General features: G+C 41.7%; 8 protein-coding genes. 1 reads left to right on the top strand and 7 read right to left on the bottom strand.

The features are described from left to right. On the top strand, nt 1-339 hold a 339-nt coding region (locus tag EKM65_RS00885; protein WP_164506759.1), incomplete at its 5' end, for an IS66 family transposase. 412 nt (nt 340-751) lie between these two features. Here EKM65_RS00885 and nth read toward each other — a convergent pair. From nth to EKM65_RS00850, 7 genes are all read right to left on the bottom strand, one after another. Then, nucleotides 752-1399 (bottom strand): endonuclease III, encoded by a 648-nt coding sequence (nth, locus tag EKM65_RS00880; protein WP_125604563.1) that lies wholly within the window; start codon nt 1397-1399, stop codon nt 752-754. Between the two features lie 14 nt (nt 1400-1413). Then, entirely contained in the window at nt 1414-2034 is a 621-nt protein-coding gene (locus EKM65_RS00875) for a DnaD domain protein (protein WP_125604561.1), read from the bottom strand. Nucleotides 2035-2051: 17 nt separating this feature from the next. Next, nucleotides 2052-3350, bottom strand: a complete 1299-nt coding sequence (gene asnS / locus EKM65_RS00870; protein ID WP_125604559.1) for an asparagine--tRNA ligase — start codon at nt 3348-3350, stop codon at nt 2052-2054. Nucleotides 3351-3366: 16 nt separating this feature from the next. Next, complete coding sequence (locus EKM65_RS00865) at nt 3367-3837, bottom strand: cell wall elongation regulator TseB-like domain-containing protein (RefSeq protein ID WP_125604557.1); 471 nt, start codon at nt 3835-3837, stop codon at nt 3367-3369. Between the two features lie 158 nt (nt 3838-3995). After that, the gene (locus tag EKM65_RS00860; protein ID WP_125604556.1) at nt 3996-6752 is read right to left on the bottom strand and encodes a helicase C-terminal domain-containing protein; all 2757 of its coding nucleotides are present in this window, start codon (nt 6750-6752) and stop codon (nt 3996-3998) included. 199 nt (nt 6753-6951) lie between these two features. Next, the gene (gene addA, locus EKM65_RS00855; RefSeq protein ID WP_125604554.1) at nt 6952-10728 is read right to left on the bottom strand and encodes a helicase-exonuclease AddAB subunit AddA; all 3777 of its coding nucleotides are present in this window, start codon (nt 10726-10728) and stop codon (nt 6952-6954) included. Then, nucleotides 10721-14287 carry a PD-(D/E)XK nuclease family protein gene (locus EKM65_RS00850; RefSeq protein ID WP_125604552.1) on the bottom strand — a complete coding sequence of 1189 codons (3567 nt, stop codon included), beginning with the start codon at nt 14285-14287 and terminating at the stop codon, nt 10721-10723. Before EKM65_RS00850 ends, addA begins: the two co-directional genes overlap by 8 nt. Nucleotides 14288-14411 lie beyond the last annotated feature (124 nt).

The raw sequence follows: 14411 nt of genomic DNA, 5'->3' as shown, positions 1-14411 counted from the left end.
ATCGCCGTAACCTATGCCCAAAATCAGCGAGCACTCATCAACAGGGTTCTGGATTTCGGAGAAATCGATCTAAGTAACAACGCCTCCGAACGCAATATGAAGTCATTCGTAATTGGGCGAAAGAATTGGCTTTTCGCCACGAGTCCAGAAGGTGCCGAAGCTAATGCAATTTGGATGACAATAGTTGAAACTGCCAAGGCCAATGGTCTTGACCCACGCAAATATATTGAATATCTTTTACATGAAATGTCACAGTTATCTGTATTCGCTAGAGATGAGCAGGTAGATGCCTATTTGCCATGGAATCAACAGCCAAGAAGCAAAAAGCAAATTGCATAATGAACACCCACCTGCACAGCAGGTGGTTTTTTGTTTCACACGCTATGCGTACTCAACCGGGTCTAAAGACACTAATAACACAGCACGCCCCGTTTCGATCAAAGCCGAAACGGGGCGTGTTTACTTTCAATGACGGTCGATTATTAACTGCTTACAAAATTCAAAGTAGTCCCCATTTTTAAGGCAACAAAAAAGCGTTGTTGGAATTTCTCCTTCAACGCTAAAAGTCGTTAAACTAATGTTCAAAGTGACAATAATCTTGGCTTGATTTTATTCTCGATCAATTAAACACGGTAATTTTGACAGTTATTTAGTCAATTAAAGCAGTTATCTTATTTGAGATTGGGCAACTTGCTTAGTATTACCACATTATCAATTTTCAATCACCAATTTTTATCTTAGGATTGACGCGTCATGCTTGCTTAACATAATGCTGGCCAAAGGCACAAATTTCTAGCAAGGGACAAGTTAGACATTGAGGATTACGAGCCGAGCAAACTTCCCGACCGAAGTAGATCATGGCGTGATGACCCTCAATCCACTGCTCTTTGGGTAGTGCGTTCGTAATATTTTTTTCAATCTGCAAAACAGAATCTTTTTCTTGGGCAATCTTAAGACGCTTGGCAATTCGGGTAATGTGTGTGTCAACGGCAAAGGCTGGTATGCCAAACGCATCGCCGAGAATAACGCTGGCCGATTTGCGACCAATTCCTGGTAATGAGGTTAATTCTGTCATCGTTGTCGGCATTTCTCCGTTAAATTCATTGACGAGCTTTTGCGACATGGCAACGATATGCTTGGCTTTATTATGATAAAGGCCAATTGACTTGATGTATGGCTCAACTTGTTCTGGCGTCACCGCAGCGAAATCTGCCGGTGTTGGCAGTGCCGCGAATAAGGCCGGTGTTGCCAAATTAACTGAAACGTCGGTGGCTTGTGCACTTAATAAGACGCTGACTGCAACTTGAAACGGTGTTCGCGCATCTAAACTTGGCGTGGCATTGGGATACAGCACAATAATTTGCTCAACAGCCCAGCGTGTTTGTTTCTTGTTTAACATTAAACTCACCTCACCTATTGAAATTTAGCCCGATAGCGTTCTAGATCGGTGGCATTATTAATGTGGCGCTTCTGCCAATCTAATAAAATGCGATCGATGTACTTAAATGAGCGGGCATCATTCAAGACGGCTTCTCGTAAAGCTAAGCGAATAATTTCGGTTGAGAAATGATCGCGATTCAGCCAACTATCGACTGTTTCCATTTCAATCGGCGATAACGTCCGGCCGAACTCGACTTCAATTTCTTGATATAACTTAGAAACGTCAGCTTGTTCAGCTTGAAAGTTTGCCACCGTATCTTGGTTGTCCAACAGACGACTTAAACGCTCAAAAAACGGGGCTAGATCATATTGATCCATATGCTGATCATGGTCGATAAAACTTTTAATTTGAATGAACCCTTTTTGTGTCATTTGTTGCAGTGACTGATAGATTTCACTAATTGGTCGCTTCACCACTTTAGCCAATTCATTGGGCGTTGGAAACTTCTCATTCGCCTGGCTATATTTAATAATCTGTAGAAAAATTGCCAACTGATGATCATCCATGCCGAGTTCGGCATAGTAATCTAAAATCAAGTTGGCAATTGCAGTATGTGGTGTCCCGACTAAATCATTAATTGTTAATTTAGTCATTGATCACAGGTCCTTTTCTATGGGTAAATCCGGTTGATCATGCGGGGGAATGGAATTGCTTCGCGCAAGTGATCTAAGTGGCAGATCCAAGTAATTGCCCGTTCAAAGCCAAGACCGAAGCCAGAATGTGGTGTGCTACCATAACGACGTAAATCAAGATACCATTCGTATTCCTTCTCGTCTAAACCGGCTGCTTGAATTTGTTGCTTCAAAGTTTCATAGTCAGTTTCACGTTCAGAACCACCGATGATTTCGCCATAACCTTCCGGTGCTAATAAGTCAGCACAAAGATAAACGTCATCACGAGTTGGATCTGGTTTCATATAGAAAGGCTTAATGGCCTTAGGATAGTTCATGACGAAAACTGGTTGTTCGAACTGATCAGAAATGTAAGTTTCTTCTGGTGCGCCGAAATCGTCGCCCCACTTCGTCTCATAACCAGCTGCTTGTAACATTTTAATTGCATCATCATAACTAAGACGTGGATAAGGTAACTTCGTATATTTCTTCAAAGTTTCGATATCGCGATCCAATAAATGCAATGGATATTCACAATTATCAATGACACTTTGGACTAAATAAGCAATATATTTCTCTTGAACTTCAAGACTTTCAGCTTGGTTAGTGAAGGCCATTTCTGGTTCGATCATCCAGAATTCAGTTAAATGGCGGCGAGTCTTGGACTTCTCAGCGCGGAAAACGGGACCGAATGAGAAAACTTTACCAAATGCTTGCGCACCAGCTTCCATATACAATTGCCCACTTTGACTTAAGTAAGCATCGTTGTCGAAATATTCAATATGGAATAGTTCAGTGGTACCTTCAGGAGCAGAGCCTGTCAGAATTGGTGGATCAATCTTGATGAAACCTTCTTGATTGAAGAATTCGTAAGTGGCCCGAATCATTTCGTTGCGAATTTGCATAATGGCAAATGGCCGCTTCGAACGTAACCATAAATGACGATTATCCAATAAGAAATCAACACCGTGTTCTTTAGGTGTGATGGGATAACCTTCACTTTCGCAGACAACTTCGATGTCACTCACTTCAATTTCATAACCAAAGTGAGAACGGCTATCTTCATGAATAACACCCGTCACATAAAAACTATTCTCTTGATGTAACCCTTTGGCCGTTTCAAAGACTTCTTCTGACACTTGGCTTTTAACGACGACACCTTGGAAAAAGGCTGAGCCATCACGTAATTGTAGGAAAGAAATCTTCCCACTTGAACGCTTATCGGTTAACCAAACGCCAATTTTGACCTCTTCATCAACGTGATCTTTCGCGTCGATGATGCGAATTTTTTGTACCATCTAAATTGCTCCCAACTTATAAGTTTTCAATTTGTTCAATAGTTTTACCAGTATAGTAGTCTAACAAGCGGTAATCAAGCTTACCCGCTGCCGTTTTTGTGGCAACTTCCCAAACTGGTTGGCCTTGACGTAGGCCTAAATCAATACCATAAATTTTAGCAAAGTGATATTTCTTCGTGACAAGTTTGGTAATTTTAGCCTTGGTGTAAGCTTTTTTCGTGGAGAGGACTTTAATCTTCCCACTTTTACCATTAATCACAACGTACTTAAGTTGATTGTCTTGCGTGTAACCAGCGACTGAATAATAGGTTTGGGCACGATGATAGATCATGAAATCAGTCGTCGTTGTTAGATGAGCCGCCTTTTTACTGATGGTAATGCTTTGCTTCTCTAAGGTATTACGAGGTGTGGTCGCAATCTTATAGCCACTAAAAACGAGTAACACCAAGATAACAACAATTCCTAAGACAATATTTCGTTTATGCACGTTGTCAATTCCCTTCTCAAAAATCACCGAGCTAATAACAGTAAGGTTGTAATCATTATAGCAAAAGATTGTTGACTTGAAAGCCGTCTAATTAAAAATATTCAGTAATTTTGCACCAATTAGATTGCTGTTCATTCACCAATGCCTGGTAGTGCTAATTATTCTTTAAAAAAATCACGAATATGTCGTCCTAATTGCTGATTAGGTAAAATGATTTTGGGCAGCTTCGGCGGAAAGGCCCGCTGTACTTTAGTCGCATAGGAACTATTAATCACTCTTTCGTCCATCATTAAGACAATCCCGCGGTCGGTTTCTGTCCGAATTAAGCGACCAAACCCTTGTTTTAATTTCAAAATGGCTTTTGGTAAGGTATCAACAGGAAACGGCGCTTGATTGGCTGCTTTTAACAAGCTATTGCGATAATGCGTCGTCGGATTCTTCGGTGACTCGAAGGGAATCCGCGTAATAATTAGCAATAACAATTGTTCACCGGGAAAATCAATTCCTTCCCAGAAACTTTGTGAGCCTAAAAGAATGGCGTTCTTGGAAAGTCGGAAACGTTTGGCAATTTTGTCATTACTACCAGTAATTCCTTGAGCCATAATTTCTCGTTTGAAGCCAATAACTCGCTGCAAGCGTTGATAAACATTATGAATACTAGCCAAAGAATTGAAGAGGATCAAAGTTTGAACGTTAGTTTGTTGAAGAATTGGTAAAATCGTGCTCGCTAACCAATTATCATAGTCGGCGCCGTTCTCACTAGGTGAATAGGTTTCTTGAGGCAATAACAATTCTGCCTTTTCTTCATACTGAAATGGTGAAGCCAAATGCAAGCACTGGACATCATCTGCAGTAAAGCCAAGCTGCTCTAAAAAGTAGCTGAAATCTGAACCGATGGCCAATGACGCGCCCGTATAAATCTGAGTGGGAAATTGTTGATTCAGTGCTTGACGCAACTTATCGTGAGATTTTGCTAGCCAATTGAACCGATAGTTAACACCATCATCATCTAAAGCTAAGTAAAAGCCATATTGACGAAATTCACTGTCCTGTAAGTGAGCTACTGCCGCCAATAAATAAGCGAGGATTTTTTCTAACTTATTATTTTGAAAGATCAATTCTGTCATTTTTTGCGCGGAAGTTAAGCGTAATTCGGTGCGGCCCAAACTTGCTTCCAAAGTTTCCGTCGCATTTAAATAATTATCTAAATTATCAATTAATTGATTTAAGGCTAAGGTTAACGGTGCTAATGATTGCTGAAAGTCTGTTTCGTCTAAATAGACGGGTTTGCGAATAAAGTTCTGACCCGCTAATAAGATGACTTGATCATTTAATTGCTGAGTTAATAGTTGTGCTTGATTTAGGAATAACTGACTCGTTAGAATTATGGGCTGCATTTTTTCCAGTAGCGGCTCGGCGTCGTTGTTATCCGCCAAACTGTGCAAAGTTTCAGCAGTTTGGTTCAAACGATTGTGTAACTGCATGACTGAGAAATAACCGTGGGAGCTGTTCGTCAAATCTTCAGCGAAGTGCTGAGCTTCATCAACGACTAAGATATTTTGGTTGCCACTAAAATCCGCCAAGTGTTGTGCTAAATAAGCATTGTTAGTGATGACGATTGCGGCAGTTTGAGCCAACTTAACAACTTGATGCCAATAATCGACCTCATAATACAAACTACTTGGCACTAACGTTGGCAAATGATTGATACTCTGGAAAAATTCAGTATCATAATTGGTAATTTGTAACTCGTCTAAATCACCAGTTTGCGTTTGAGTTAGCCATACCAAAATCCGCATTTCGTTGATGGCGGTTCCCCGATTTTTAGCGCCATGCCGTAAATAAGCGGCAAAACGATCGAAGTCTAAATAGTGACTGGCACTTTTTAACAGCGCTGCGCTGAGTGGTTGATTACGCAAGTGTGCCAATAATGGAACCGCTTGACGATAAAGCTGGGTTTGCAAAACGGTCGTTGATGTCGTGATCACGAGTCGTCGTTGCGCCGGTGCTTTAGTGAGTTCATAAGATAGCGGGAACAAATAACCAAGTGACTTGCCGACGCCAGTTGGTGCTTCAATCACTAAGTTAGTCTGGTCGGCGTCATTAACATGTTGATGAATAAAATCCATCATAGCAAATTGGGCGGTTCGTGGTTTGATAATCTGGTCAAACTGCTGACGTTTGTCATCGACTGTTTCTGGATAATTGTTGTTCTGATGTTGATCGGTGGTGGCTGCTTGGTGCTTGATTCGCCGAACGGTAAACTCGCCAACTTGTTGCAGGTAAGCAGGCAATTGCTCAGTGCTGCAATTAACCAAAACTTGCTCGAAGATCTGACCAGTTTGTTGCGTCAAGTATTGGCTTAGCTGAACTAATTGTTGTAATACTTCTCGGGGCAATTGTTGCAATTGATTTAGCAATAAAATAAAAATTTTGGCTGTGGCAATGGCATCGCTGTCTGCTTGGTGAGGATGTTCATGAATAATGTTCAGAAAAGTACTCAAGTCTTTCAAACGATAACTAGCGGCCTGTGGCAACATGATCTGAGCCAATTCAACGGTGTCGATTGCAATCGGTGTAATTGGTTCAATACCCACTTCGGTGAAGGCGTCGTTGAGAAATGGTAAGTCGAAATTAACATTATGAGCAATAAATATTTTATCAGCGAGTAGTTCACGTAAAGTTGGCGCCACTTCATCAAAAGTCGGCGCGTTGGCCAATTTACTTGCCTTTAAACCAGTTAATTCGAGAATTTCGCGGGGAATCGTGCGCTCTGGATTAATCGATAAAGAAATATGTTCTGTAATGGTGCCGTTTTCGATAATTGCACAGCCAAACTGAATGATTTTGTTGCCAGCATGGCGTTGAGTGCCAGTCGTTTCCAAATCGACGACGGCATAAACTTTATCTACCAACTTCCCCGCTCCTTTTAATCAAGAACGGATTTAAAAACTGTTCCGTTCTTAATTATGTTTGTCATGAAAATTTGTTTGTATTTGTGGAAATACGCTCAAGGCAACTGATTGCTATGTCTAACGAGAAATCCCATCTGGGTTAACACCCAGCTGTGCTTCCTCGTTAGAGCTACGCAATCAACCCGTTGCCTTTCGCGCTCTATAATTCGACTATTTTTCCTGCGTTTAGGAAATATAGATACTTGTGGTCAACTGGTCGTTGGAGCATGTTGCTTAGTGCTTGTTCGTAGAGGTTGAGTTGGCCGCGGTACTTGGTGGTGAGTTCGTCTAGGCGGTTTTGTTGTTGCGGGCCGTGGCCGGCGTAATCAGTTTTGTAGTCGAACAATGTGACTTGGTCGTCATTAATTACATACCCGTCCATAATACCATGGACTAATAGGTTTTGTATCTCTGTTTCGTCAGGCATTTTAAAAATTGCTTGGGCTGGCAATAATAATGAAAAGGCGACTTCGCGTTGGACGCGATTTTGTTGATCTTGTAAAGACTGACCTAATGGCGTTTGGAAGAAATCAACAATTCCCGGTAAATTAATTCGTGCCGCTACTTCCGGTAAAATTAATTGTTGGTCAGTTAACCGCTGGCGTAATGCTACTAAATAGTCTAAGTCAATTAGGCGTTGCAATTCAACCCGCTGCAACATTAAATGTGTGGCCGTCCCAACTTGTGCGCCAGTCACTTTTTGTTGCTGTGTCATAAAATTCGGCTTAGGAAAGTCGTCACTAACGAGGCGACCGCCTAAATCAGTTGGTGGTAGTAAATTTGTTGCCGTTTGCTGCCCAGTTGTTGCGGACAAGGTTAACGGTAAGAAACTTAATTGGAATTGATCCGGATCTGTAAAAGCTTGTTTAATTTCAGAAACGGATTGATAAGCTGTGGTTTGAGTTGCCGTTTGGTGTGGATATTGAAAGTTTAATAAAGTTTCAATCGTGGCTTGTAACTTTTGATCCAACTTAGTAAACGGGACTTCGACGGCACCGACCGTTTCCGGATTCGTTGCCGGCACAACCGCTTTACTTAAGTTAGCTTGATTAAAAAGTTCGATTACAAATTGAGCAGTCGTTGGCAATAATGAACTTGCAGGTTGTGAATTAGAACCACGGACTTGTAAAGTTTTTGCGCGGAGAACAGCCGGCATAATCAGCTGAAAAAAGTTTTGCAGTTTACTTGGTAGTCGTAAATTAGTGGGCAATAATGGCCGCAAATGGTCGTCGGTGACTTGATAAGTCTGGCATATCTTTTCCCAACTGTCGGTGGCGCCAATCATAATCAACTTTTGTTTAGCACGGGTCATGGCAACATACAACAGCCGCATTTCTTCGGCGATAGCTGCTTGTTGGTGTTGTTGACGAATGAAATTATCAATCAGAGTCGGATATTTCACGCGCTGCGCTAAATCGACATATTTTATTCCCGCGCCATATTTGCCATCAAGCACAACTTTATTGCGACGCACGTCACTTTGATTAAACTGATGGTCCAAGTTAAAAATGAACACCACCGGAAATTCTAGTCCTTTACTACCATGAATCGTCATTAATTGCACAGCGTCTTGATCACTTTCGCCAACCTGAGCCTGAGCGAGATCTTTCTCATGAGCCTGCATTTGCTTAATGAAATTAATGAATTGATATAATCCCTTAAAGCTGGTTTGTTCATAACTAAAAGCTCGTTGATACAACGCGTGCAAGTTCATCGCTCGTTGCAGTCCACCTGGCATCCCTCCGACATAATCTAAATAACCAGTCTGCTGATAAATTTCCCAAACGAGATCAGCAATACTATGTTGGACGGCGAAGTCACGCAAATGATTTAATAAGTGCAGGAAATTTTGCAGACGTGGACTTAATTCGTTAGTTGTCGTTTGCGCGGCTGTTTGGAGCGCGTGGTAAAAATTACTGCTCTTATTCGTCCCCCGAATTGCAGCCAGGTCATTCTCGTTAAAGTTGCCAATTGGTGATCGCAAGACTGTGACAAGTGCAATATCTTGTTCCGGATTATTAATAATTTCTAAAAAGGCTAACATGACTTGAATTTCCGTCGTTTGGAAATAATCGTTTGCATCTTTAACGAAAACAGGAATGCCCTGAGTTTGTAGCTCACTAACAATGGCTAAGTTATCGTGGCGCGTTGGGACTAGAATCGCAATGTCGCTATACGTGATGGCTCGCGTTGTTTCGGCTTTGCGATCATAAATCTGATATGGATCTGCCAGCAGTTGCTTAATCTTTTGACTGAGTAGTTGAATGCGCGCCTCGTCTTTAGTCAAGGCGCTAGTTGTTTCAACGTCTGCTGTTTCTGAACTGGTTTGTTGAGCGTCAGCAGCTTGTGTCGTCGTTGGTTTGGTTTCGTAAAGTAAAATCTCAGTCGTTGTTTCTAAATCGGCTGGATAATCTTGAGCACCAGTCACCAATTGTGCATCTTGGTCATAATCCAATTCCGCCAAGTCATGATGCATGAACTGTTGAAATAAAAAGTTGGTACTTTGATTAATGTTAGCCGTTGAACGGAAGTTTTCGGCTAAAATAATTCGCTCACCGGTAACATCGTCGGCCTTAAATTCCTGATATTTTTGTAAAAATTTACTAGGGTCGGCTTGCCGGAAACCATAGATTGATTGTTTCACATCGCCAACCATGAATAAATTACCCGGCTCGTCCTGAGAAACGGCTTGTAAGATTGCCTCTTGCAACGGATTAATATCTTGATATTCATCGACTAAAACTTCGTGGAGCAATTGACGGTAATAAGTTTGAACAGGCTGTTGACCATCCTTTTCAAACATTAATAAGGCCCAAGTTAATTGTTCCCAATCGCTGAAGTCTAATGCCTTGAGGCGCTGCTTTTCGTCATGGTAGGCTTTAATAAATTCTTTGGTGACGGCGACTAGGTTGTGCAAGACGTTACTGGCTGCTTGTTGACTTTGAAGCAGTGTTGCTTCCGGCGCGAAGAAATATTGGTCGCAAAGGGTTTGATAACTTTCCTTAACATTATCAAGTTGTTGTTTGAAGTTTTGCCGTGCGGCTAATTCTTCGGCATATTTTTTCGCTTTAACTGTGAAACGAGCGGGAAATTGGATCTGTTGTAATTGAGTAGCGAGCGTTCGATAATCTAACGCTGCCCTACTTGTTGTCACTATCTTTTGGAGCAACTCTTGATCAGCGGTGAAAAGATCCGTCAATGCCCCTTTATCGTCAGTAATCGTCACCACTTGTGCTAACAACGACGTAAAAGCCGTTGCTAATTCTTGAATGCTGTCTAAGAGAACTGGCCGAATTTTAGTTTGAAAATAGGGACTGTCGCTGATAGACGCACCAGTTTGATAGGATTGGGCCACGTTATCAAGCCAAGCTAATGGTTGCGGTCGGGCAATAGCAAACTCATATAACTCAAAAACTGCGTCAGCCAAACCTTGGTCAGAGCGATCATTACCAAATTGTTCTGCTAATTGGAAAAAGTCTTCATCTTCCTGATCATAATGTTGATCACGCACACTGGCCCAAGTTTGTTCTTTAATTAATTCCTTTTCTGTTTCATCTGCTAGTAGTCTGAAGTTAGGATCTAAGTCCAGTAAGTAATAAAACTTCTGAATGACTTTTAAACAAAACGAATGGAGTGTACTAATTTGTGCGGTGTTTAATAAATTCAGTTGTTGCCGTAACGCCTGTTTTTTGGTTGTTGTTGGTGCTTGATCAACGGCATCATTTAGTGCTTGGCGAATTCGTTCACGCATCTCGGCAGTCGCGGCGTCGGTGAAGGTTACCACTAATAATTGATCCAGTGGCACACCATGAAGCACTTCTTCGATAATTCGTTTGACTAAGACGGTGGTTTTACCAGAACCAGCCGAGGCCGAAACGAGAATATCGTGGCCCTGATGATCAATAGCAGCTTGTTGTTGCACTGTGAATTTAGGCATCGGTTTCGTCTCCTTTTGCTGATTTTAGTTTGGCCAACACGTCATCTTTAGCCAAGGTCGGTAAAAGTCGATAGCGGTTCTCCGGTAGCATGGCATCAAACATCATAATGGATTTGTAATCAGTATATTGTAAGCCGGTTTCCTGATCACTTAATTTGTAAGGCGCAATTCTTAATTCGCCGGAAAAAATTTCATTAGCGGCGGCGATTAATAGATCTTGATTATGCTGTAATAATAATTGTAATTCGTCTGCAGTGACGCCAGAGTTGGCACTGCTTAACTTGAATGTGTCTGTCTTCTTCGTGTATTTAATCGGATAGAGCAAAGAATGACTGCTCTTAGCTTGCGGATCTAGGTTTGCTAAGTAATCAGCTTGCGGTTGTTCAATTAACAAGCCTTTATAGCGATGATCTTTGAGCAGCTCTTCTTGAATATTTAAGTGTTCAGCATATTTCAACGGCGTGTCAGCAATGTGAATATAAAACGCCCCAACTGGTTTGGCAGCGTTTAGTTGCAACGCCTGTTGATTATTCGCCACAGTTTGCAGATAAGTCAGTAGCTGCAAGGACAAGCCGTGATAAGCACGTGTGAAATCAAATTTTTTGTCACCTGATTTATAATCGATCACTTGATAATAATCGTTGTTGGCGACACTACCAACATCAATCCGGTCGATCTTACCCCGGACAGAAAGTCGTTTCGCATCTGCTAAAGTTAATTCCAATCCCGGCAGTCCTTGACTACCCTCAATAATCCCGAATTGAACCTCGGTCATTAATGGTCGTAAGAAACTATGAGCGGCCTGTTCGATCAGTACATTGGTCATAAAGGCACTGGTTTTACTTAAGCGGCGGCGATAATAATGCATTTGCCCCGGACCATTTAGAATTTGATAGTCAGTTTTACCCAGTAATGTTTGGCCAATTTCTTCATTTAATGCGTCTAATTGCACCTGGGTTAATTCTTCTGGCTTGAATTGACGCTCCGTTAATAATTTGACGAAGTGGTCCAAATAATCATGGAAAAATGTGCCCGTATTCGCACTATCGACAGTATATTCTGCACGTGTTCGTAACTTTAGACCGTATTTTAAGAAATAATCGTACGGATTCATGTAAAAGTTTTCCAGCTGCGAAACCGAACTAAATAAATGTTGGCCGTATAACTTCTGCACGTTTTCTGAAGTTAGATTTTGTGGTTGATTGCGATAATCTAAGCTGGCGAGAAGTTGCTTAAAGAAATGATGGTCATCGGTTGTTTGCAAAAGCTGCTGAACCCATTGCCAAGCAGCAGGTAGCGGCAGCGCTTGAGTTTTCATTTGGCGATTGAGCAGTAATAAAGGCCCAACGACGCTGCGCTTTGAGGCCGCGAAATCCAGAATTCGACTTTCTTGATGTGGATAGTCACTTAAAGTCGTTGTTGGCAATTGAAATTGTTGTTGAATACGAGCAACATACGGTGATAATTGATTCTCTGCGTGACCGTCGCTGTGCCGCGGATAGGTAAAAATTAACCGTTGTTGCGAACTAAAGAAGATTAAACCATAGCGTAAAGGTTGTTCAACCGATTGTTCATTGGTAGCTTCCCCCAGTTGCTGTGGTTTATTCGCGGTGATTAAATATTGATTAATTAAGCGCCGTTCTTGGTCATCAATTAATTGATTGGTTTGCGTTTGCGCGGGCAAGTTGTCTCGTGTTGCTCCGAGAATAATTGTGATTTGCTGAGTCTGTCCTTGAACCATCCCTGCTTTTGAAACCAAGACAGCATCTAATGTTGCTGGAATTTGGGCAAATTCGGTATTATTAAAGCCAGCATTTAACAAGTCAATAAAAACCGGTAAATCAAAAGCCTGCTCACCCCAAATCGTGACGTAATCATCCAGCAAACCAATAAAGGCTTGATAAGTTTGCCGCGGCTGTTGCGCAAGCGCCAGATCATTTTGCTTAACAGCAGTCTGTTCCCAATGTTGCAGTGTAGCAATCACGTGTTGATCATTAAGGAAATCATATAAGCAACTGGCAAAATCTTTGGCCGTGACCACTTTTTTAAGATTAGCACGCCATTTATTAAAGACTTGGGCGATGAACTGGTGCAGGTTTTCGATTGCCGCCATTTGGGCCGCTTGTTCTGGTGGTAGTTGGTTATTTGCGACAGCATGACGAACGTAAGGCCCATCAATCGTCCAAGGCTGCGGATTCAGCCAAGTTGCTCCGCGAATACCGAAGGCCAAGGCGTAATTCTCTAACCAATCTAACTGTTGGCGAAAGTCGGTTAAGCTCATTTCTACTGGGACTAATAATTCAGTCCGCAGTAAAACAAATAAATCTTCGCGCCCTTGCGGATTTTGCGTAATGGTTAAGAGTGATTTAATAAAAACCACCAAGGGATAATTAGCCATCGGTATCTGTTGATCACTGAAAAAAGGAATTTCATTCTGCTTAAACAAGGCTGCAATCGTAGCGGTGTAATCTGGTAAATTATCAGCTAACACTAAAAAGTCACGGTAACGATAATTTTGCAAGGCAACTAACTGGCGAATGTAGTTGGCTACGCCGCGAACTTCGCTGGTTAACGAATCGACCCGCCAAATTTGCACATCTTGTTTCATTGCAGTTGTCATTTGCGCCGTGGTCGGCAGACCGTTAGTTGAATCAATCCAATAATCTTCTAACACTTGTAAAGCCGACGACGTCCGTTTTTGAGCACAACTTAACCAGTTTTCAGGTGCAATCTTACCTAAATCGGTGTAGCCAAATTGGCGCAACATTTTGAGTGGCCCATGAAAATAATATTGGGCACTGATGTCTTGATTTTTCAGATCTGGATTTAAATAAAGGGTCAAATAAACAGTGGCCCCCTGCTGATCAAAGTGATGAATAAGTTGTGCTTGTTGCTGGTTTAATTCAGAAAAACCAGCTAAATAAATTTTAAAATTCGTGAAATCACGCCGCTCCGTTTGACCAATGAAATAAGCCATTAATTGTTCATTGGTGATAAACTTATTGGCGATTGCAGACTGATAGTTTTCAAAAATAAAACTCAATTCATTGAGCTTTTCTAAAGTCGAACCAGGAACTTGTTCTTGCTCCGGCAACTTCGTCAACATCTCTTGTAGATCTGCCACGGCAAAATTGCCCTGGAGCAATTCATTTAATTGCTGGCCGAGTTGTTCGAGAAAGCCCATTTTGCGACTTTCCCCGAAGAAGAGCGGCAATTTTTCACGCTGATCATGCAAAAAGTTACTTAGAAACATCGCTTGGGCTGCCGGCGACAATTGCGGCTGTTGATATTTAGGATCATCACGCAAGAAATACCAGAGCAAGCGTGAAAAAGACAAAATTTGTAGACGGCTGCTGGCAATAATTCCCTTGGTGGCTAAATTGGGCTGAGCGTCGGCTAAATGGCTTAGAATTTGCACTTCACTATTAAACTTAATATGATTAGGTACTAAGCAAATGAATTGTTGCTGCTGATTAGTGGCGTAATCATCACTAATTTGCTGATAAAGCCGCGCATTAACATCGTCTTGCTGGCGGCCTACTATAAATTTCATCGTCATGTATTTATCTCCTCGTTGTTATTTTATCATAATTAGACGCTTTGCGAATACGAAGCTCTTCTGGTTACTGTTGGTGTTTGCTACTGGGAATTGTTGTCGTTGGTGACAAGTTTCAGCACGAATG

The sequence above is a fragment of the Lapidilactobacillus bayanensis genome (assembly GCF_003946695.1).
Lineage (GTDB): Bacteria > Bacillota > Bacilli > Lactobacillales > Lactobacillaceae > Lapidilactobacillus > Lapidilactobacillus bayanensis.
The sequence above is the reverse complement of the archived record's forward strand: the minus strand, read 5'-3'. Positions and strand labels throughout refer to the sequence as shown.